Origin of the sequence: Pseudomonas sp. IB20, from assembly GCF_009707325.1 — a bacterium.
GTDB lineage: Bacteria > Pseudomonadota > Gammaproteobacteria > Pseudomonadales > Pseudomonadaceae > Aquipseudomonas.
On record NZ_CP046103.1, the window covers coordinates 3,495,819 to 3,517,502 of the forward strand.

Here is a 21,684-nt window from a genome sequence, read left to right on the forward strand (position 1 = left end):
TGCCTGCGACAGCGTTATATCTGTGCCAACTATATTGGCTGACACACCGCTATCGCAGGCAAGCCAGCTCCCACACTTTTAGATCGACGACAAGCCCAGGAACCTCGACAACTCCTCGCGCTTGGCCAACGCATCTTTCCTGCCCAACTCAATCAACTCGCTGCAATACCCCGCCTCGAACAGCAAGTAACTCAGCACCCCTGCCCCGCTGGTTTTGGTCGCTCCCGGCCCGCGCAAGAACAGGCGCAACGCCGCCGGTAGTTCCTGGCGATGACGCGCGGCGATTTCATCGATCGGCTGACTCGGCGCAATCACCAGCACTTCCACCGGCGCCACCGCATGACTGAACTGGTTGAGACGCTCGAGCAATTCGATGTCGCTTTCCAGGCTGTCAATGAACGTACTGTTGAGCATGTGCCCACCGATCTGCGCCAGGGTCGGTTGCTGGCCGGTAAACGTGCGTTGCGCTGCCGGCTCATTGCCCCGTGGGTTACCGCTCACGCCCACCACCAGCACGCGGCTTGCGCCCAGGTGCAGGGCCGGGCTGATCGGCGCGGATTGGCGCACTGCGCCATCGCCGAAGTACTCCTGGTCGAGTTTGACCGGGGCAAACAGCAAGGGAATTGCCGAGCTGGCCAGCAAGTGTTCAACCGTCAGTTGGGTGGGCATGCCGATACGTCGATGGCGCAGCCAAGCATCGATGGTGCCGCCACCCTGATAGAACGTCACCGCGTGCCCGGACTCGTAGCCAAAGGCGGTGACGGCGACCGCATGCAGGTGTTTGTTGCGGATGGCGACATCGATGCCGTCCAGGTTCAGCTTGTCGTTGAGCAGCGCGCGCAACGGCGTGCTGTCGAGCAACGCCACCGGCACCTGGGCGCCGATACCCAGCAGGCTGTGGAAGGTAAAACGACTGGCCTGGCGGATCACACCGGGCCAGTCGCTGCGCAGCACCAAGTGGCTGCGAAAGCCCTGCCAGAACGCCGTGAGACGTTGGATGGCGGCCGTGAAGTCGGTGGCCCCGCTGGCCAGGCTCACCGCATTGATCGCCCCCGCCGAGGTGCCGACAATCACCGGAAATGGATTCGGTGCCCCTGGCGGCAGCAGCTCGGCAATCGCTGCTAACACCCCCACCTGATACGCCGCTCGCGCCCCGCCGCCGGAAAGAATCAAGCCTGTGACCGGTTCAGCTGGGCGCATTGCGTCACTCCATGTGCAGAAAAGTAAGGCTTATCGGCGGCGTTTCTCGTACAGCTTAGCCTCGCCCGGTGGCCGGCTCTTGAAGCGCCGGTGGGTCCACAAGTATTGCTCGGGGCATTCGCGTACCGAGGCTTCGACCCACTGGTTGATGCGCAGGCAGTCGATCTCATCGGTTTCGCCGGGGAAGTCGGTCAACGGCGGGTGGATCACCAGCCGGTAACCGCTGCCATCGGCCAGGCGCTCCTGGGTGAACGGCACCACCAACGCCTTGCCCAGGCGCGCAAACTTGCTGGTGGCGGTCACGGTGGCGGCCTGGATGCCGAACAGCGGCACAAAAATGCTCTGCTTGGCGCCGTAGTCCTGGTCCGGCGCGTACCAGATGGCCCGGCCGGCGCGCAGCAGCTTGAGCATGCCGCGCACGTCTTCGCGCTCGATGGCCAGGGAGTCGAGGTTATGCCGCTCGCGGCCACGGCGCTGGACGAAGTCGAACAACGGGTTGCCGTGTTCGCGGTACATGCCATCGATGGTGTGTTTCTGCCCGAGCAGGGCCGCGCCGATTTCCAGGGTGGTGAAGTGCAGCGCCATAAGGATCACGCCCTTGCCATCCAACTGCGCCTGCTTGAGGTGCTCAAGCCCTTCGACATGGGCCAGGCGCGCCAGGCGTTGACGCGACCACCACCAGCTCATGGCCATTTCAAAGAAGGCGATGCCGGTGGAGGCAAAGTTTTCCTTGAGCAGCTTCTTACGCTCCTTGGCGGATTTTTCGGGGAAGCACAGTTCCAGGTTGCGCGCGGCGATGCGGCGGCGTTCGCCAGCCACGCGGTACATGCCCGCGCCAAGCACGCGACCAATGGTCAACAGCGCGCGGTACGGCAACTGAGTAATCAGCCACAGCAGGCCGAGGCCCAGCCATAGCAGCCAGAAACGCGGGTGAAGAAATACAGCTCGAAAACGCGGGCGATCCATTACAGATTCCGGTAAAGACAGGGCCGCGCATTCTACAACGGTTCGACTCGGCTTGCGGCCCGTGGATGTTCTCGTTATAAGTCTCGACACTTTTCGTGACAAGCCGCTTTCGCCGACCATGAGCCAAACCGAACCGCTAGACCAAGATCCCGTGTTCCAGCTGAAAGGCAGCATGCTCGCCATCACCGTGCTGGAACTGGCCCGCAATGACCTCGACGCCCTGGACCGCCAACTGGCCGCCAAGGTCGCCTTGGCGCCGAATTTTTTCAACAATGCCCCGCTGGTGCTGGCCCTGGACAAACTCCCGGCTGGCCAGGGTGTGATTGATTTGCCCGGCCTGATGCGCGTCTGCCGCTCCCATGGTTTGCGCACCCTGGCGATTCGCGCCAGCCGTATCGAAGACATCGCTGCCGCAATCGCCATTGAACTGCCAGTACTGCCGCCGTCCGGTGCACGCGAGCGTCCGCTCGATCCGACCGAAGGTGAAGTGAAGAAAAAACCGGAAAAGCCGCCGGAACCGATGATCAAGCCTACAAAAATCATCACCTCCCCCGTACGCGGCGGGCAGCAAATTTACGCCCAGGGCGGCGACCTGGTGGTGATCGCTCCGGTAAGCCCGGGCGCGGAACTTCTCGCCGATGGCAACATCCATGTATACGGCCCGATGCGCGGACGTGCCCTCGCCGGCATCAAGGGTGATACCAAGGCCCGTATTTTTTGCCAGCAGTTGACCGCTGAACTAGTGTCCATCGCAGGCCAGTACAAGGTTTCAGAAGATTTGCGCCGTGATCCGCTGTGGGGGGCCGGGGTACAAGTCAGCCTGTCGGGCGATGTGTTGAACATCATCCGTCTTTAACGGATACTGCCGCATTTTCCAAGCATCTCTAGACTCTGATAGCAAAGCGAAACCGGCAAGACTTGCGTAGGACTATTTGGAAGTTGGCGTTCCCCCGTGGAAACCACATCTTTTTCCTACAAAGGCTGTCCGCCTGCGGCGAGTTCCAAGAGATGTTTTTCAGGGACCGAAAAGTCCTTTTTCCTTAGGGGTGAAACACCTTGGCCAAGATTCTCGTGGTTACATCCGGCAAGGGTGGTGTGGGTAAGACCACCACCAGCGCCGCTATCGGTACCGGCCTCGCTCTGCGCGGCCACAAGACAGTCATCGTCGACTTCGACGTCGGTTTGCGTAACCTCGACCTCATCATGGGCTGCGAACGCCGCGTGGTGTATGACTTCGTCAACGTGGTCAACGGTGAAGCCAACCTGCAACAGGCCCTGATCAAGGACAAGCGCCTTGAGAACCTGTATGTATTGGCCGCCAGCCAGACGCGCGACAAAGATGCGCTGACCAAAGAAGGCGTAGGCAAAGTACTCGCCGAGCTGAAAGAAACCTTCGAGTACGTGGTGTGCGACTCCCCGGCCGGCATCGAAACCGGTGCTCACTTGGCAATGTACTTCGCCGATGAAGCGATCGTTGTGACCAACCCGGAAGTGTCTTCGGTACGTGACTCGGACCGTATGCTCGGCCTGCTGGCCAGCAAATCCAAGCGCGCCGAAGACGGCCAGGACCCGATCAAGGAACACCTGCTGCTGACCCGTTACAACCCGGAGCGCGTCAGCAACGGCGAAATGCTTGGCGTTGAAGACGTGAAAGAAATCCTCGCAGTGACCCTGCTGGGCGTGATCCCGGAATCCCAGGCCGTGCTGAAGGCTTCCAACCAAGGCGTACCGGTGATTCTTGACGACCAGAGCGACGCCGGCCAGGCGTACAGCGATGCCGTCGATCGCTTGCTGGGCAAGACCGTGGAACATCGCTTCCTCGATGTTAAGAAGAAGGGATTCTTCGAGCGTATCTTTGGAGGCAACTAAACAATGAAATTTCTCGACTTCTTTCGCGCCAACAAAAAGCCAAGTACCGCGTCGGTAGCGAAAGAGCGTCTACAGATCATCGTGGCGCACGAACGCGGCCAACGCAGCACGCCGGACTACCTGCCAGCCTTGCAGAAGGAACTGGTCGAGGTGATCCGCAAGTACGTCAATATCGGCAACGATGACGTGCATGTCGCCCTGGAAAATGACGGCAGCTGCTCGATCCTGGAACTCAATATCACCCTGCCTGATCGTTGATCGAACAGGCGGTCGCCACGGCGGCTCGGGCACCTTGATCCCTTTTATGGGACCGGGTGAGCGAGCCGCCGTTGGCGTTTGTTACGAGGCTGTTTAATGCCGCTGTCCAATATCCATATCCTGCATCAGGACGACGCTGTCCTGGTGGTGAACAAGCCGACCCTGTTGCTCTCGGTGCCAGGCCGCGCCGATGACAACAAGGATTGCCTGATCACCCGTCTGCAGGAAAACGGCTACCCCGAAGCCCGCATTGTCCATCGCCTGGACTGGGAAACCTCGGGCATCATCCTGCTCGCGCGGGACGCCGATACCCACCGCGAACTGTCGCGCCAGTTTCATGACCGCGAAACCGAAAAGGCCTACACCGCCCTGGCCTGGGGCCAGCCGGCACTGGACAGCGGCAGCATCGACCTGCCCCTGCGCTACGACCCGCCGACCAAGCCACGCCACGTGGTCGACCACGAATTCGGCAAACACGCGCTGACCTTCTGGAAAGTGCTGGAACGTTGCGGCGACTGGTGCCGCGTCGAGCTGACGCCGATCACCGGGCGTTCGCACCAGTTGCGCGTGCACATGTTGTCGATCGGCCACCCGTTACTCGGTGATGGCCTGTACGCCCACGAACAAGCCCTGGCCGCCTGGCCGCGTTTGTGCCTGCATGCGAGCATGTTGAGCTTCACGCATCCGCAGAGTGGCAAACGGCTTCGCTTCGAGTGCCCCGCGCCCTTTTAAGCTGCGAACACGGTCAAATATGGGAGCCGGTGCAACGAGTTCACTTCAAATGTGGAGCCAATACGGTAAACTCCGCGCATTGCTGTCTGGAGCTATTTATGCGCGAAGCGTTGAATCAAGGCCTGATCGACTTCCTCAAGGCCTCCCCTACTCCTTTTCATGCCACTGCCGCCCTCGCCCAGCGCCTGGAAGCGGCGGGTTACCAGCGCCTCGACGAGCGCGAAACCTGGACCACCGAGGCCAACGGGCGCTATTACGTCACTCGTAACGACTCCTCGATCATCGCCTTCAAGCTCGGCCGCCACTCACCGCTGCAAGGCGGCATTCGCCTGGTCGGCGCCCACACCGACAGCCCGTGCCTGCGCGTCAAGCCCCAGCCGGAGCTGCAGCGCCAGGGTTTCTGGCAGTTAGGTGTGGAAGTCTACGGCGGCGCACTGCTGGCGCCGTGGTTCGACCGCGACCTGTCGCTGGCCGGCCGCGTGACCTTCCGCCGCGACGGCAAGGTCGAAAGCCAACTGATCGACTTCAAGCTGCCCATCGCCATCATCCCCAACCTGGCCATTCACCTGAACCGTGAAGCCAACCAGGGTTGGGCGATCAATGCGCAGACCGAACTGCCGCCGATCCTCGCGCAATTTGCCGGTGACGAACGCGTGGACTTCCGCGCCGTGCTCACCGAGCAGCTGGCAAGGGAGCACGGGCTGAACGCGGATGTGGTGCTCGACTACGAGCTGAGCTTCTACGACACCCAAAGCGCTGCGGTGATCGGCCTCAATGGCGACTTCATCGCCGGTGCGCGCCTCGATAACCTGCTGTCGTGCTACGCCGGCCTGCAAGCCTTGCTCACCAGCGAAACCGACGAAACCTGCGTGCTGGTGTGCAACGACCACGAAGAAGTCGGCTCTTGCTCGGCGTGCGGCGCCGATGGCCCGATGCTGGAACAGACCCTGCGCCGCCTGTTGCCCGAAGGTGACGAATTCGTACGTACCATTCAGAAATCACTGTTGGTGTCGGCGGACAATGCCCACGGCGTGCACCCCAACTACGCCGAGAAACACGACGCCAACCACGGCCCGAAACTCAACGCTGGCCCGGTGATCAAGGTCAACAGCAACCAGCGTTACGCCACCAACAGCGAAACCGCCGGCTTCTTCCGCCACCTGTGCATGGCCCAGGAAGTGCCGGTACAGAGCTTCGTGGTGCGCAGCGACATGGGCTGCGGCTCGACCATCGGCCCGATCACCGCCAGCCACCTGGGCGTGCGCACCGTGGACATCGGCCTGCCGACATTCGCCATGCACTCCATCCGTGAGCTGTGCGGCAGCCATGACCTGGCGCATTTGGTGAAGGTGTTGGGCGCGTTCTATGCGAGTCGCGATCTGCCCTGAGACCGAGGCGCGGCCATCGCGGGCAGGCCCGCTCCCACTTTGGAATGCATTTTCCTGGGCGCTCCCACTTTGGAATGCATTTTCCTGTGGGAGCGGGCCTGCCCGCGATGACAATTTCACTGACACCCAACGCTATCTGACTCACATCAACTCCACTTCTCGTAATCCGACCTAGACTTGTCAGTATTCCCACTCCGACAAGGCCGTCGCACCATGATCTCCATGTCCTCTTTCCACACCATGCTCATTCCCATCATCATCGGCATGATCCTGCTCGCGACCGGTTTCAACTTTCGTGACAAACCTGTGGGCGTGTTTGGCATGTGGGTCGGCATGCTGTTGATCCTGGGCACCGTGGTGTACAAAATCCTCGCCAAACTGGCGGAATGACAAATGCACTCGCATTGGGCATAGCGGCCTCGTACACTCGGTCAATTCGTCGTTTTCAAGGTTGACCGCCTCGTGCTCTCCCGTCTGTTTGCTCTGCCCTGCTACTGCCTGTTCGCCCTGCTGATGCTGCTGCCGCTCACGCCTGCCCACGCCGCGGGCTTGCCCGGCCTGCTCGGCAGCACCACCAAGACCCAACCCCAGGCCGACGTGCCGCTGGGGCAGTCGCTGGACGAGGTGATCAAAACCTTGGAAAACGACAAGCAGCGTACTCAACTGCTGAGCGACCTGAAAAAGCTGCGCGAAGCCACGCAAAAAGCCCAACCGGCCGCCGAACAAGGCGTGCTTGGTTTGATCGGCAGTACGCTGTCCGACCTTGAGCAGCAGTTCTCCGGCGCCGACAGCCCGGTGCAACGCTGGTCCAATGAAGTCGACCTGGCCAAGGACGAACTCAGCGCCCTGATGCTGCCAGCACGCGAATGGTTGCCGATCATTTTCGGCTTTGCCGTGATCCTGGCCTTGTGGAGCCTGCTGGCCGCCGCGCTGATCTGGCTCAGCCACCGCGTGCGCGAACGGTTCGGCCTGCCCGAGGAACTGCCGCAACACCCGCGCACCTGGGACATGCTGCGTTTCGCCCTGCGCAAACTGGGCCCTTGGTTGATCGCCCTGGTGATCACGGTGTACCTGAGCTACGCCTTGCCTTCGTCCCTGGGTAAGTCCCTGGCGATGGTGCTGGCCTATGCGCTGGTGGTCGGCACCTGTTTCTCGGCCATCTGCGTGATTGCCTTCTCCGTGCTCGATGGCCCGCATCGCCACCGCGCGCTGTACATCCTGCGCCGCCAAGCCTTCCGCCCACTGTGGTGGATCGGCAGTTTTGCCGCGTTTGGTGAAGCCTTGAGCGACCCAAGACTGATCGCGGCACTCGGCCAACACCTTGCCCATACCGCCGCGACGGTCGCCAATGTGATGGCCGCGCTGTCCACCGGCGTGTTTATCCTGCGTTTCCGCCGTCCGATCGCGCACCTGATCCGCAACCAGCCGCTGTCGCGCCGCCTTACCCGCCGCGCCCTCACCGATACCCTTTCGATCATCGGCACCTTCTGGTACTTGCCGGCGCTGTTGCTGGTGGGCATCTCGCTGTTCGCCACCTTCCTGTCGGCCGGCGACACCAGCACGGCGCTGCGCCAATCATTGTTGTGCACGGTGTTGCTGGTGTTGTGCATGGTGATCAACGGCCTGGTGCGCCGCCATGCACTCAAGCCACAGCGCGGGCACAAACGCCATGCGCTGTACTCCGACCGCCTGAAAAGCTTCGTTTACACCTTGATCCATCTGGTGGTGTGGCTGGTGTTTATCGAGCTGGGCCTGCGGGTTTGGGGGCTGTCGATGATTCGCTTCACCGAAGGTGACGGCCATGAAGTCAGCGTCAAGCTGTTCGGCCTGGGCGGCACGCTGCTGTTTGCCTGGCTAATCTGGATCCTCAGCGACACCGCGATCCACCATGCCCTGACCCGCTCGCGCAAAGGCATGGCGAATGCGCGTGCGCAGACGATGATGCCGTTGATCCGCAACGTGCTGTTCGTGACCATCTTTATCATCGCCGCCATCGTGGCCCTGGCGAACATGGGCATGAACGTCACGCCACTGCTGGCCGGTGCCGGTGTGATCGGTATCGCCATCGGTTTTGGTGCGCAGTCGCTGGTGGCCGACTTGATCACCGGCCTGTTCATCATCATCGAAGACTCCCTGGCGATTGATGATTACGTGGACGTCGGCGGCCACCTCGGCACCGTCGAAGGCCTGACCATCCGCACCGTGCGCCTGCGCGACATCGACGGCATCGTGCACACCATTCCGTTCAGCGAAATCAAAAGTATCAAGAACTACTCGCGGGAGTTCGGCTACGCGATCTTCCGGGTGGCGATCCCCTACAACATGGAAATCGACGACGCCATCAAGTTGATGCGCGACGTCGGCCAGAAAATGCGCAACGACCCACTGCAACGCCGCAACATCTGGTCACCGCTGGAGATTCAGGGCGTGGAAAGCTTTGAGTCCGGCAGCGCGATTCTTCGGGCGCGGTTCAAGACCGCGCCGATCAAGCAGTGGGAAGTCTCGCGGGCATTCAACCTGTCGCTCAAGCGCCATCTGGATGAGGCCGGGCTGGACCTGGCGACGCCGCGCCTGAGCGTGCAGGTAGTGACCGCAGGCTCCGTGCTGGAGAAAGATCCACAACAATAATTAGGGAGAGGTGCTTATGCGTTTAAACGGTCTGACACACCAATGGGTTTTGGGCTTGCTATGCGGCGCCGCCAGCGGGGTGGTCATAGCCGCCAGCAGCGGCCAGGACAGTGCCCGGGAGGAAATCGCCGCCCAGGCCAAAATCCTTGAACCGGCCCTGCTGGAAACCCGCCGCGATATCCACGCCCACCCTGAACTGGGCAACACCGAAACCCGCACCGCCGAATTGGTCGCCAAGCAACTGCGCGACCTGGGCCTTGAAGTCAAAACCGGCGTGGCCCGCACCGGCGTCGTCGCCATCTTGAAGGGCGCCCTGCCCGGCCCGACCGTCGCCTTGCGTGCGGATATGGATGCATTGCCGGTCAAGGAAGTCGCCGACCTGCCCTTCGCCTCCAAAGCCAAAGGCACCTACTTGGGCAAAGAGGTCGACGTGATGCACGCCTGCGGCCACGACGCCCACACCGCCATCCTACTGAGCACGGCGAAAATCCTCACCGGCATGCGCGACCGCTTGCCCGGCACCGTGGTGTTTTACTTCCAACCGGCCGAAGAAGGCCCGAGCGACTTTGTCCCCGACGGTAAGAACACCTGGGGCGCGAAGATGATGGTGCAGGAAGGCGTGATGAAAGCGCCCAAGCCGGACGCGGTGTTCGGCCTGCACGTGTGGGCCGGTGTCCCCGCCGGGCAGATCGCCTACCGTCCGGGCCCGACCCTGGCCAGCTCCGATGACCTGCGCATCAAGATCCTCGGCAAACAGACCCACGCCGGCCGCCCTTGGGACGGCATCGATCCGATCACCGTGGGCGCACAAACCATTGTCGGCCTGCAGACCGTGGTCAGCCGCCGCACCGACATTTCGTCATTCCCGTCGGTGGTGAGCATCGGCACCATCAACGGCGGCACCCGCTACAACATCATCCCCGAATCGGTGGATATGACCGGCACCATCCGCTCCTACGACTACGGCATCCGCCAGAAACTGCACGCGGACGTGCGCCAGACCGTGGAGAAAATCGCTGAAAGTGGCGGTGCCAAGGCCGAAGTCACCATCATCGAAAAGTACGACCCAACCATCAATAACCCGGCGCTGACCGAGAAAATGCTGCCAAGCCTGCGTTGGGCGGCCAAGGATGATGTGGTGCAGGGGCCGCTGGTCGGCGGTGCCGAAGACTTCTCGTTTTACGCCAAGGAAGCGCCGGGGCTGTTTGTGTTCCTGGGGGTGACGCCGAGGGATCAGGAGATGAGCAAGGCGGCACCGAATCACAATCCGGGCTTCTTTGTGGATGAGTCGGCGTTGGTGGTGGGGGTCAGGACGTTGGCGTCGTTGGCGACGGATTATCTCTATACCCACCCACCGCAATAACGCTTTTATGTGGGAGTGGGCTTGCCCGCGATGGCGGTGTAGAAAATGCGCAGATACCCATGGCTATCGCAGACAAGCCCGCTCCCACATTGGGTTTGCGGTGTGTCAGCCAGCCAACGCTGCGCCATCCATCTTCTGGCGCAGGCTGAGCGGGCGCATGTCGGTCCAGACTTCTTCGATGTAAGCCAGGCACTCTTTCTTCATGCCACTCTTGCCCACGGTGCGCCAGCCTTCCGGTACGGCTTTGTAGTCGGGCCAGATGGAATACTGTTCTTCGTGGTTGACCACTACCTGAAACAGGATGTCGTCGCGGTCAAATACTGAGGTCATTGCTGTTCTCCATCAAAAATAAGGCTGGCTGCGCACCACGCGCAGCGCTGATATCTGTAGAAACGTACCAAGGGTACGAAAAATTAGAGGCTGGCGACCGCTGCCGCCAAGGCACGGCCGAAGATCTCGGCAACCCGGTCGATTTCGGCGGCGGTGATCACCAGCGGCGGCAGGAAGCGCACCACACTCCCATGGCGGCCGCCCAGTTCGAGGATCAGGCCGCGCTTGAGGCATTCGCGCTGCACCAGCGGCGCCAGTTGGCGATGCACCGGTGGGTGGCCCTGGATATCAAGGGTGCCGCTGGGGTCCACCAGTTCCACGCCGAGCATCAGCCCACGCCCACGAATATCCCCCAAGTGCGGGAAGTCGCGTTGCAGGATGCGCAGGTGCTCGCCGAGGCGCTCGCCCATGGCCGCGGCATGGCCGGCCAGGTCGTGCTCCTTGAGGTAGCGCATCACCGCCGACCCCGCCGCCATCGCCATCTGGTTGCCCCGGAATGTCCCGGCATGCGCGCCCGGCAGCCAGGTGTCGAGCCAGTCGCGGTACACCACCACCGCCAACGGCAAACTGCCGCCGATGGCCTTGGACATCACCACTACATCCGGGATGATGCCCGCGTGTTCGAAGGCAAACATCTTGCCGGTGCGACCGAAGCCGCTTTGGATTTCATCGACGATCAGCGCCACACCGGCTTGCTCGGTGATACGGCGCAGGCCACGCAGCCAGTCGAGATCGGCCGGGATCACGCCGCCCTCGCCCTGCACCACTTCGACAATCACCGCCGCCGGCAACAACACCCCGGCCTCCGGGTCGTTGAGCAGGTTTTCCAGGTAATGCAGGTTGACCCGCACGCCCTCTGCGCCACCCAGGCCGAAAGGGCAGCGGTAGTCGTAGGGATACGGCAGGAATTGCACGCCATTACTGAGCAAGGCGCCCAAAGGTTTTTTCGGCCCCAGGCTGCCCATCAGGCTCAGCGCGCCTTGGCTCATGCCGTGGTAACCGCCCTGGAACGACAACACCGTGCTGCGACCGGTGGCCGTGCGCACCAGCTTCAGCGCGGCTTCGACCGCATCGGTGCCGGTGGGGCCGCAGAACTGGATTTTCGCTTCCCGCGCCAGCTCCATCGGCAAAAGGCCAAACAGGTCTTGTACGAACTGGTCCTTCACCGGTGTGGTCAGGTCGAGGGTGTGCAGTGGCAGTTCGTCGCTCAGTACCTGCTGGATGGCGTCGATCACCACTGGGTGGTTATGGCCCAACGCCAGAGTGCCGGCGCCGGCCAGGCAGTCGATGAAGCTTCGGCCTTCGACGTCTTCCACGTAGATGCCCTTAGCGCGCTTGAGCGCCAGGGGGATACGCCGGGGATAGCTGCGGGCGTTGGACTCCTGCTGGCGTTGGCGGGCCAGTAACGGGGTTTCTTCGAACTGGTAGAGCGTTTCCACGGGTGCCGGGCTGGCGTGCACCGGGCCGTCTTCGATACGGCTGGTAGCGACTGACATCTCTCGATCCCTCAATACGCTGGTGGGGGTGACCAAACTGCCGATCCGCGTGCGCGCGGATTTCATGTTCTGGAGACGCACCAGGGGTGGGGGGATTTAGGCTTGTTGTGGTTTTTTGAGTGGGGGCATGATCGTTCCCACGGGGACTGCGTGGTCATCCCCGAGCGTGGGAACGATCATTCCGTCAGTCAAAGCTCCCGATACCGCTCATTCAACGCATACAAAATCGCACACGTCTCGCCATCCAAAACCCCACCATAATCCCGACTCCGAAAGTGCATCTGAAACGCCCGCGTTCTCAGCTCAAACGCCTGGCGATTCCAAGCCGGCTTATACCCATACCGCTGAAACGCCCGCTCCACCTCAACCTCCGGCGGCAACCCAAGACAAAAGCGCCGCTGATACATGGCCCGCGTCGACTCATCAAACCAGGCCCCAATCCCAGCCTCGAACAATCGCCGCCAAGGCAACCGAGGCCCAGGATCACTCTTGCGCCAATACGCCACATCCGAATGCCCAACAATGTCGACGGGCTCAACCTGCGGATACCGCTCAAGAATGTCGCGAACCAACGCAATCAACACATCAACCTGCTCCTCGCCGTACGCTGGAAAGGTAAACACCCCGCCATCCTCCCGCGCCAAATTAACAATCTCGACACCAATCGACCGGCTATTGAGATTATCCCGACCACCCCAATGGCTCACCCCGGCATGCCAGGCACGCTTATCCTCGTCCACCAACCGAAACACGCGCAATTCGTCATACCCGGCGGCACGGTAGCCGAGCTCATCAGGGTCCGGCAGCAGATAGTGAGCGCTGACGCCATTTTGAGTAAGCGTAAGCAGGGATGAAGCGAAAGGCGACGCGGTGTAATGCAGGACCACCTGCCGCACGGGCTCGCCCATGCGTTCATTGAAATCCCTGGAAGGGAAACTGCTATCGATCACCAACATAAGAACCGTCCTTTTCAGTACAGGCCGAGTCATTCAGCCCGTTCAAGCGCAAAAAAATTACCGCCATCCTGAAGTGCTGAACTTCAAAAAGGCGGTAATTGTTTGGCACCTTAAAAGAACGTGATCAGCGCCGCAGCGGCATGCCCAAGTCAACCCGCAGGCCATCCGGCTGGCTGTCGAATTTCAACGAGCAGGAGCAGCGCTGCACGATAGCCTGCACAATCGCCAGGCCCAGTCCACACCCCTCGCTGCTGCCATTGCGCCAGAAACGCTGGGTCAGGTATTGCAGGTCATCACTGGAAATCTGCTTGCCATGGTCACGCACGCGGAACACCACCGTGTCGGCGCTGGTGAATACATCCAGCTCCACGCGCGTGTCGCCCGGGGTGTGGCGCAGGGCGTTATCCAGCAGGTTGCGCAAGGCAGCGACGGCCAAGGCCACCGGCATTTCTACCGGGGTTTGCGTGAGGTTGTCCGCCAGGATCAGGTCGATACGCCGGTTATCGCCGGCATTGGCGTCCTGGATCGCCAGCCGTGCGACTTGTTCAGCACTGGATTGCAAGCCATCGTCGAACGACAGGCTGCCCTCCACCCGCGCCAACAGCAGCAATTGCTCCAGGGTGCGGTGCAAGCGGTCGGCGCCCTCTTCGGCATGAGCCAGGGATTGGTCGCGGGCCGCACCGTCGGTCATGCGCGCTACTTGCAGGTGGGTCTTGATCGCCGTCAGCGGGCTGCGCAGCTCATGGGCGGCATCGCCGGTGAGCCGGCGCTCACGCTCGATGGCCTTGGCGATGCGTTGCAACAGTTGGTTTTGGGTGTCGAGCAGCGGCTTCAGCTCGCTGGGCAGCGGGTGAATCTGCAGGGGTTCGAGGGAGTCAGCACTGCGGCGCATCAACGCATCGCGCATGCGGTTCAGCGGCACCAGGCTCTGGCCGATGCCCAGCCACAGCAGGCACAGGCAACCCAGCAAGGCCACGCCGACCGGCACCGAAGCCGCCAGCAGGATCGACAGGTTCAGCGCCTCACGCTCCACTTGGCGATCGGCAGTGGTGATCAGCAGGTCGCCACGGGACAGGGTGAAACTGCGCCAGCCCACGCCGTCGATGACCTGATCGCGAAAGCCGCTCTTGCGCGACTCCAAGCCTTCATCCGGGGTGGTATGGCTGCGCGCCAGGACCTCCCCGCGCAAGGAGCTGACCTGGCAGGCCATGCCACCCGGCACATTCAGTTGTTCGGTGCGCAACTGCGTACCGCCGCTCACGCTGGCAAGGCCCGGCATCTGCTCGGTCAGACCCGCCACCATGCGTGCCGACGCGACCAGACGCTGGTCGAGGGAAAACATCATCTGGTTGCGCAGGTCGTTGAGCATCCAGGCTGCCGCCAGCAGCCAAATCAGCACAAAGGCAGCGCCCAGCTTGAACGTCAGGCGCAGGCGCAGGCTCATCACGAAGCATTTTCTCCATCATCCAGCACGCCACCGTCCGCCACGCCCAGGCGATAACCGAGGCCACGCACGGTCTCGACAATGCCGTTGCCCAATTTGCGCCGCAGGTGGTGGATATGCACGTTGAGGGCGTTACTTTCCAGCTCGTCGTTGAAGCCGTAGACGCTGTCCTTGAGCTGTTCGCTGGACAGCACCCGGCCCTTGTTGTGCAGCAGTGCCTGCAACAACGCTTGTTCGCGACGGGAAAGGTCCACCGGCTCGCCGGCCAGGAAGGTTTCGCGGCTGCTGGGGTCATAGGCCAGACGGCCGTGTTCGATCAAGTTGATTCTGCGCCCCGCCACCCGCCGCAGCAGGGTTTGCAGGCGTGCAGCAAGCTCGCGCAAGTCGAAGGGTTTGAGCAGGTAGTCGTCGGCGCCGGCTTGCAGGCCGTCGACGCGATTAGTTACCGAGTCGCGCGCGGTAAGGATCAGCACCGGAATTTCCAGGCCTTGGCTGCGCTGTTGCTGCAGCAACTTGAGGCCGTCTTCGTCGGGCAAACCGAGGTCGAGCACCATGATGTCGAACGTGGCAGCCCTGAGCATCGCCCGCGCGGCAGCGGCCGTAGCCACGCGCTCGACGGTAAAGCCTTGGGCGCCGAGGCCAGCAACAATGCCGCTGGCGATCAGTTCGTCGTCTTCACAGACCAGTACGTGCATGGTTAACCCTTCATGAAAGATGGGGAGAATTAAAGGTGCGGCGGATTAAGCGCCGATTATGCCGTGAAAACAGGCGCACTCGGGCATTCCCTCACTTTAGAATAGCGCCCGGTTAATCATCGGTTAATCAACGCCACACATTGTGTGCCTAACTTGCATCAAACTAAGGCGTGTCCATGCGGTATTTGTTTACCTTTCTGCTGGTGTTATTCGCGGGATTCGCCCAGGCCGCGCCGGGCAATCCATTCGAGACCAAACCCGACTTCCTCCCGGTGGGCAAAGCTTTCACCTTTACCTCCGAGCGTCTTGAAAGTGGCGAGACCCAGCTGTATTGGCAGATTTCCGACGGCTATTACCTCTACCAGCAGCGCATGAAGTTCGAGGGCCTGGCCGAGAAGCCCGTATTGCCGCAGGGTGAAGCTCATAGCGACGAGTTCTTCGGTGAGCAGCAAGTGTATCGCCAAGGCCTGGAAGTGAAGATTCCGGCCGGCGCTACCGGCCAGGTCAAACTGAGCTGGCAGGGCTGCGCCGATGCGGGGCTGTGCTACCCGCCGCAGTCGACCACCGTGGACCTGGGTGGCAACCCGGCCGTTGCCGCACCCCGCGGCGCCCAAGCCCAGGACGAGAGCCTGGCCAGCGGCCTGCAGCAGCGCAGCCTGGGTTGGAGTCTATTGGTATTCTTTGGCCTCGGCCTGTTGCTGGCATTTGCCCCGTGCTCGTTGCCGATGCTGCCAATCCTCGCAGGCCTGGTGGTCGGCAGTGGCGCCAGCCCGCGCCGTGGTTTTGCCCTGGCCAGCAGCTATGTGGTGTGCATGGCGCTGGTGTATGCGGCCCTTGGCGTATTGGCCGCGTTACTCGGCGGCAACCTCGCCGCACTGCTGCAAACGCCGTGGATTCTGGGCAGCTTCGCCGCGCTGTTTGTAATCCTTGCGCTACCAATGTTTGGTTTCTTTGAACTGCAACTGCCGACCTTCCTGCGTGACCGCCTGGACAACGTCAGCCGCCAGCAAAGCGGCGGCAGTTTGGTGGGCGCCGGCATTCTCGGTGCACTGTCCGGTTTGTTGGTGGGGCCGTGCATGACCGCGCCGCTGGCCGGCGCCCTGCTGTATATCGCCCAGAGCGGCAATGCGCTGCACGGCGGCTTGATCCTGTTTGCGATGGGCATCGGCATCGGTATTCCGTTGTTGCTGCTGGTGACCGTGGGCAACCGCTTCCTGCCTAAACCGGGTACTTGGATGAATGTGCTCAAGGGCGTTTTCGGCTTCCTGTTCTTGGGCACGGCGGTGCTGATGATTCGCCCGGTCGTCGGCGAAAGCCTGTGGCTCGGCCTGTGGGGCGCATTGGCGCTGGTGATGGCCTACTGCGGCTGGAGCCTGGCCCGCGAGTATGGCTTGGCGGCCAAGGTTTTTGGCGCTGGTTCCCTGGTGCTGGGCCTGTGGGGCGCCGTGCTGGTGGTGGGCGCAGCCGGAGGCAGCGACGACCTGTGGCAACCGCTGAAGGTCTACAGCGGCTCGCAGGTGGGCGCTGCACCGAGTGCCCATGACGCCTTCATGACCATCAACGACCCGGCCGCGCTGCAAAGCCAACTCGACAGCGCCAAGGCTCAGGGCCAATGGGTGCTTGTGGATTACTACGCCGACTGGTGCGTGTCGTGCAAAATCATGGAAAAACAGGTGTTCGGCAAACCCGAAGTGATGGACGCCCTCAAAGATGTGCGCCTGCTGCGCCTGGACGTCACTGCCGACAACGCCGCCAGCCGCGAGCTGCTCGGCCGCTACAAGGTGCCGGGGCCACCGAGCTTCGTGTGGATCGGCCCGGACGGTGAAGAACGCCGCGCCCAACGCATCACCGGCGAAGTGGATGCCACCGCCTTCCTGCAACGTTGGTTACAGACCCGGGACGCGCGCTGATGCTGACCCTGACCATCGGCACCTTCGCCATCGCCCTAAATCACATCCTGCTGATCAGCGCGCTGATTCTCGCCACCGTGGTGGGTTGGCGCGTGGCCAAGCACGGCGGTGAAAACCCGGAGTCAGTGCTTTTCAGCCTGTTCCTGCTGGGCATGCTGGTGGCGCGCATTAGCTTTGTATTGATGTATTGGAGCGACTACCGCCACGACCCGCTGCAAATGGTCGACCTGCGCGACGGCGGTTTTCTCGCCTGGCCCGGCGTGATCGCGCTGGTGCTCGGTGCACTGCTGTACGGCTGGCGCCGCCCTGCGCTGCGCAAACCGCTGAGCGCCGGGGTGATCACCGGGCTGCTGTTCTGGGGCATGACCAGTTTATCTCTGAGCCTTTACGACAAGGGCGCGCAACTGCCGGATATCACCTTGCGCAATGCCAATGGCGACGTGGTGCAACTGGCCGATTACAAAGGCGGCCCGCTGGTGATCAACCTCTGGGCCACCTGGTGCCCGCCGTGCCGACGGGAAATGCCCGTGCTGGAACGCGCACAGCAACAACGCCCCGACGTGACCTTCCTGTTCGTCAACCAGGCCGAAAGCATGCAAAGCGTCAGCACCTACCTCGCGACCCAAGGCCTGACTCTCGACAACATGCTGTTTGACGCCAGCGGCCGCCTCGGCCAGGCCGTGGGTTCCATGGCCTTGCCGACCACGTTGTTCTACCAAGCCGACGGGCGCCTGATCAACAGCCACCTCGGTGAGCTGTCCCAAGCCAGCCTGGCCCGTGCCATGGAACCCTTCGACACCGCCCCTGAAAGGAAACCGACATGCCTCGCCTCCGCCAACTGCTGACCCTGCTGCCGCTGACGCTCGCGGCCACCCTGGCCCAGGCCGAAGACTGGCCGGCACCGATCAAACAGATCGAAGCCAAAGGCGCCAAGATCCTCGGCAAGTTCGATGCCCCCAGCGGCCTCACCGGCTACGCCGCGCAGTACCAGAACCGGGGCATGGCCCTGTACCTGACCGCCGACGGCAAAAGCGTGATCGCCGGCAACCTGTACGACGCCGACGGTAAAGACCTGAGCACCGCGCCCCTGGAAAAACTGGTGTACGCGCCGATGGCCAAGGAAGTCTGGGCCAAGATGGAACACAGCAACTGGATTCAGGACGGCGATAAAAACGCGCCGCGCACCGTCTACCTGTTCAGCGACCCTAACTGCCCGTACTGCAACATGTTCTGGGAACAGGCGCGGCCGTGGGTAAAAGCCGGCAAGGTGCAGTTGCGCCACATCATGGTCGGCATCATCCGCGAAGACAGCCCAGGCAAGTCGGCCGCCCTGTTCGCCGCCAAAGACCCGCAAAAAGCCCTGGAAGAACACGAAGCCGCCGGCAAAGGCAGCAAATTGCAGGCGCTGGACAAGATCCCGGCGGATATCGAAGCCAAACTCGATGCCAACATGAAGTTGATGGAAGAGCTGGAATTGTCGGCAACGCCGGCGATTTTCTACCTGGATGACAAGGGTGGGTTGCAGCAGCAGCAAGGCGCACCATCGCCGGACAAGCTGGCGAAGATTCTGGGGCCGAAGTAATCGGCGTTTCCCTAAGACTGTTTCAGGCTTGCCCAACAGAAAACGAGCAAAGCAAATTCATAGAAAACCGCATGAAGATTTGAGCTTGACGCAAAAAATCCGATGCCCAAACAGGCATCGGATTTTGTTTCATAAAGCCAACGATCAGATCATAAACATAGCGGCTTGAGATCAGGCACGTCTGCCAGATGTCTCTTTGCGCTACTGCCGATTGGCGACTTCGAGATCCGCCTCATCCTCACCGAGGCCAGAGAGATGAGTGCCTTTGATCAACGGCCCATAACGGCGGCTGAATTCCCCGTTGTAGGGCACGTGGTCTTTGCTGATCCCGTTATCCCAATTCACCGACCATGTCATCAGGCCCTTGATCGACAACCCTTTGTCGTACAAACGCTTGAATGCATTGGTCACGGCTGCGGGGTTGATCACATAACCGGTGGCGGCTGCGTCGACGTTGGCCGGGAGGCCAATGACGAACTTGTCCGCCGGAATCTTGGTAAACCCTCGCGTTCCGCTCACCAGACTTTCGGTCAGGTAAAACAGGAAATCCTCTTTCATCGCGTCGTTGTTCTGGGCAATCCAGGCACCGTTGCCGTTGTTGACCTCCTGCACCCAGATCCCGTCGCCCCCCTGGTTGTAATACTGCGGGGCAATGAAGTCGTAATAGCCTTCCAGCGCCTGGAGGTAACCGACGTATTTGCCGGCGGTGGTCAGGTAAGGAAACTCCGGCGCCATGCTGATAATGAAGTGTTTGCCTTCACCGGCGTAATGGTCCTTGACCAGTTTCAACGCGGCGGGCAGGACAGTCTTGTTGTCGGCGAAATCAATCGCGCTCTGTTCAAGATCGATGTCCAGGCCATCAAAGCCATAAGTTTCCACCAGGCGGATAATCTCGTTGGCCAGTGGCTGTTCGTTGCCTTTATGCAACTCGATGTGCGCATCGGCGCCGCCAAGGGAAATCAGCACCGCCCTGCCCTGGCTGTTTAGCACGCCCACCTGGCGGCGGAACTCGGCGTCGGACAGGTTGTACGGCTTGAACGTTGGGATACCGTTGCCTTTCATGAAGGCCACGGCCACCACGTTGTAATCCCTCGGCACGTCCGCCAGGCTCATATTGGCGAATTGGCCACGCTGGTAGCCGTCGCTCGCGCCGGCAGGCCAGTTGTGCCAGAAGCCCATGAGGATCTTTTTGCCGGCAATGCTCGGCATCAGCGAGGCGACATCGTTCAGCGGCGATTTCAGTAAGGTGAAGTCAATCTTTGACATGTTCTAATCCTTCAGAACGTATGGGTTTAACGGCGTGGGCTTATTTGAAGTCCACGTCGAAGGCTTGATAGAAGGCGTTTCCGGTGTTGGCGACGATCCACATCAACACGATCACATGCTTGCCCTTTTTGTTGGCCGGCAGTTTCACTTCGTGATTGACCTTGGCCTTCAGTTCACCTGCATGACTGAAGTACGGCACCTGGGTATAGAAGTCTTCGGCGAACGGCTGGGTTTCCAGTTGTGCGCGGGTGATGCGCTGTTTCGGATCCCAGCCATCCTTGGTGATCAGCCAGCGATAGCCACGGGTGGTGTGCGGCGCGGTGTATTCCCAGGTGACCTTGAAGGTCTGACCCGGGTCGACATTGAGCAGCGGCCAGGTGAAGTCGCGGCTGAGTTTCTTGGCCATTTCCTCGTTGGTGAAGTTGATGCAGTCACGGGCATCGGTCTTGCCGCCGCTGAGGATGAAGCCGTCGGCTGGTGGAGTGACGCTGTCAGTGTCGGTTTGATAAGGCGCCGGGAACGGACCGGCAATCAGTGCCGGAAAGTTCTTGCCGCCTTCCATTTCATTGACCTGCCAGGTAGCCAGCAGGCCGAGATCCACGGCGACTGCGCCACGGCTGGAAGGGGACGTGACACGACCATGGCGAAGAGGTGTCTGGGTTTGTGGTTTGTTCATTTGTTACTCCATTGATATTGATTAAGAACTCTCCTTTCCTTAAGGAGAGAACCTCAAACTAACGGAGTTGCTTTTTTTTTCCACAGGCCCGTTTTTCACTCATTTTCTTCTCATGAGACGATAGACCCGCAAACACTGTATATAAAAACAGTATAATGGCAATAACCTACGCTACCAGGGGTCAATTTCCTACAATTCAAGGCGCAAATAGACACAGCGTCTCTCGCAAATCGCCTTAGCCCGTTCGTAAGTGATGGCCCTCTGCACGTGATGAGGCATTGGCCTGGCGGCGAGAAAGAATTTCTAGGGAGCGTTCTCAATCAATCAGATGTGCTGAAAGCCACCCTCACCACCTGGCCCGAGCCACGCATGAGCCCGATGGGCTTCTGCGACTTACGGTAGACTGTGGTTGACGGGGGCGCTGGGTACATATCCGTTATTTGGATCACGGCTGCTATGGGTTCCGCCCTTACGGCGGCTCACTTTTGAAAGGCAAGGTTAACGGGGCGCCTCAGATCAAGCTCAAAAGCAGATCAAAAGCAAAGCTGAGGCGGCCTGACAGCCAGCCTGATCTCTGAAGCTGAACTCATCAATGTGGGATCGGGCTTGCCCGCGAAGGCGTCGGCTCAGCAAACATTGATGTTGACTGACCCACCGCTTTCGCGGGGATGTGGCGGCCTTTCAACGTTGTGTCGATACCTATGCBGCGGCTCGCGACTTCAACGGTTACTGACAGGAAAAAGATCTGTCCCCGCGCCAGGGCACCCTCGTCGATGCCACGATTATTCATGCTCCCAGTTCAACCAAGAACGAGGGAGGCCAGCGTGATCCTGAGAGGCATCAGACCCAAAAAGGTAACCCGTGCCACTTTGGAATAAAGGCCCTATCAGCGCCGATGTGGATTCTGCGTTAAGCAACGCTGAAA

Annotated in this window: 19 protein-coding genes and 2 pseudogenes; 12 read left to right on the forward strand and 9 right to left on the reverse strand. The window is 61.0% G+C overall.

What is annotated here, in order from left to right:
- Window positions 1–78: 78 nt before the first annotated feature.
- Window positions 79–1,200 carry a patatin-like phospholipase family protein gene (locus GJU48_RS16235; RefSeq protein ID WP_155296045.1) on the reverse strand — a complete coding sequence of 374 codons (1,122 nt, stop codon included), beginning with the start codon at window positions 1,198–1,200 and terminating at the stop codon, window positions 79–81.
- A 30-nt stretch (window positions 1,201–1,230) separates the two neighbouring features.
- Window positions 1,231–2,166, reverse strand: coding sequence for a lipid A biosynthesis lauroyl acyltransferase (locus GJU48_RS16240; RefSeq protein ID WP_094951464.1), 936 nt, complete (start codon window positions 2,164–2,166; stop codon window positions 1,231–1,233).
- Between the two features lie 118 nt (window positions 2,167–2,284).
- Between GJU48_RS16240 and minC the strand changes: the two genes are divergently transcribed.
- From minC to GJU48_RS16275, 8 genes are all read left to right on the forward strand, one after another.
- Complete coding sequence (gene minC / locus GJU48_RS16245) at window positions 2,285–3,022, forward strand: septum site-determining protein MinC (protein WP_094951465.1); 738 nt, start codon at window positions 2,285–2,287, stop codon at window positions 3,020–3,022.
- Window positions 3,023–3,222: 200 nt separating this feature from the next.
- Window positions 3,223–4,035 (forward strand): septum site-determining protein MinD, encoded by an 813-nt coding sequence (gene minD / locus GJU48_RS16250; protein ID WP_057011745.1) that lies wholly within the window; start codon window positions 3,223–3,225, stop codon window positions 4,033–4,035.
- A gap of 3 nt (window positions 4,036–4,038) precedes the next feature.
- The gene (minE, locus tag GJU48_RS16255) at window positions 4,039–4,293 is read left to right on the forward strand and encodes a cell division topological specificity factor MinE (protein ID WP_003175252.1); all 255 of its coding nucleotides are present in this window, start codon (window positions 4,039–4,041) and stop codon (window positions 4,291–4,293) included.
- Window positions 4,294–4,389: 96 nt separating this feature from the next.
- Entirely contained in the window at window positions 4,390–5,025 is a 636-nt protein-coding gene (locus tag GJU48_RS16260) for an RluA family pseudouridine synthase (protein WP_094951466.1), read from the forward strand.
- A gap of 98 nt (window positions 5,026–5,123) precedes the next feature.
- Window positions 5,124–6,413, forward strand: a complete 1,290-nt coding sequence (locus GJU48_RS16265; RefSeq protein ID WP_094951467.1) for a M18 family aminopeptidase — start codon at window positions 5,124–5,126, stop codon at window positions 6,411–6,413.
- 222 nt (window positions 6,414–6,635) lie between these two features.
- Window positions 6,636–6,803 (forward strand): hypothetical protein, encoded by a 168-nt coding sequence (locus tag GJU48_RS24940; protein WP_178119777.1) that lies wholly within the window; start codon window positions 6,636–6,638, stop codon window positions 6,801–6,803.
- Window positions 6,804–6,875: 72 nt separating this feature from the next.
- A complete protein-coding gene (locus GJU48_RS16270) occupies window positions 6,876–9,041 on the forward strand; it encodes a mechanosensitive ion channel family protein (protein WP_094951468.1) in 2,166 nt (721 codons plus the stop codon).
- A gap of 16 nt (window positions 9,042–9,057) precedes the next feature.
- On the forward strand, window positions 9,058–10,404 hold the full coding sequence (locus tag GJU48_RS16275) for an amidohydrolase (protein ID WP_094951469.1): 1,347 nt from the start codon (window positions 9,058–9,060) through the stop codon (window positions 10,402–10,404).
- A 105-nt stretch (window positions 10,405–10,509) separates the two neighbouring features.
- Here the strand turns inward: GJU48_RS16275 and GJU48_RS16280 are convergent, their stop codons facing one another.
- The 5 genes from GJU48_RS16280 to GJU48_RS16300 all read right to left on the reverse strand — a co-directional run bounded on the left by GJU48_RS16280 (window position 10,510) and on the right by GJU48_RS16300 (window position 15,325).
- Window positions 10,510–10,734, reverse strand: a complete 225-nt coding sequence (locus GJU48_RS16280) for an MbtH family protein (protein ID WP_028617283.1) — start codon at window positions 10,732–10,734, stop codon at window positions 10,510–10,512.
- 83 nt (window positions 10,735–10,817) lie between these two features.
- On the reverse strand, window positions 10,818–12,230 hold the full coding sequence (locus tag GJU48_RS16285) for an aspartate aminotransferase family protein (RefSeq protein ID WP_094950796.1): 1,413 nt from the start codon (window positions 12,228–12,230) through the stop codon (window positions 10,818–10,820).
- A 188-nt stretch (window positions 12,231–12,418) separates the two neighbouring features.
- Window positions 12,419–13,186, reverse strand: a complete 768-nt coding sequence (locus GJU48_RS16290) for an N-acetylmuramoyl-L-alanine amidase (protein ID WP_094950795.1) — start codon at window positions 13,184–13,186, stop codon at window positions 12,419–12,421.
- 124 nt (window positions 13,187–13,310) lie between these two features.
- The gene (locus tag GJU48_RS16295; protein ID WP_094950794.1) at window positions 13,311–14,630 is read right to left on the reverse strand and encodes an ATP-binding protein; all 1,320 of its coding nucleotides are present in this window, start codon (window positions 14,628–14,630) and stop codon (window positions 13,311–13,313) included.
- Window positions 14,630–15,325, reverse strand: coding sequence for a response regulator (locus GJU48_RS16300; protein ID WP_094950793.1), 696 nt, complete (start codon window positions 15,323–15,325; stop codon window positions 14,630–14,632). Before GJU48_RS16300 ends, GJU48_RS16295 begins: the two co-directional genes overlap by 1 nt.
- A gap of 176 nt (window positions 15,326–15,501) precedes the next feature.
- On the opposite strand from GJU48_RS16300, the gene dsbD reads away from it, so the two are divergent.
- From dsbD to dsbG, 3 genes are read left to right on the forward strand one after another with little or no spacing between them, the layout of a single operon-like run.
- Window positions 15,502–17,235, forward strand: coding sequence for a protein-disulfide reductase DsbD (gene dsbD, locus GJU48_RS16305; RefSeq protein ID WP_155296046.1), 1,734 nt, complete (start codon window positions 15,502–15,504; stop codon window positions 17,233–17,235).
- Window positions 17,235–18,080, forward strand: a complete 846-nt coding sequence (locus GJU48_RS16310) for a TlpA disulfide reductase family protein (RefSeq protein ID WP_094950791.1) — start codon at window positions 17,235–17,237, stop codon at window positions 18,078–18,080. The genes dsbD and GJU48_RS16310 overlap by 1 nt, the downstream gene beginning before the upstream one ends.
- On the forward strand, window positions 18,056–18,817 hold the full coding sequence (dsbG, locus tag GJU48_RS16315; protein ID WP_094950790.1) for a thiol:disulfide interchange protein DsbG: 762 nt from the start codon (window positions 18,056–18,058) through the stop codon (window positions 18,815–18,817). The genes GJU48_RS16310 and dsbG overlap by 25 nt, the downstream gene beginning before the upstream one ends.
- A 267-nt stretch (window positions 18,818–19,084) precedes the next feature.
- On the opposite strand, the pseudogene GJU48_RS16320 reads toward dsbG, so the two are convergent.
- Window positions 19,085–20,083 (reverse strand): annotated as a pseudogene (locus GJU48_RS16320) (chitinase); the annotation flags it as partial.
- 40 nt (window positions 20,084–20,123) lie between these two features.
- Entirely contained in the window at window positions 20,124–20,759 is a 636-nt protein-coding gene (locus tag GJU48_RS16325; protein WP_094950788.1) for a lytic polysaccharide monooxygenase auxiliary activity family 9 protein, read from the reverse strand.
- Between the two features lie 736 nt (window positions 20,760–21,495).
- On the opposite strand from GJU48_RS16325, the pseudogene GJU48_RS24945 reads away from it, so the two are divergent.
- A pseudogene (locus GJU48_RS24945) lies at window positions 21,496–21,642 on the forward strand (IS5/IS1182 family transposase); the annotation flags it as partial.
- Window positions 21,643–21,684: the final 42 nt, after the last annotated feature.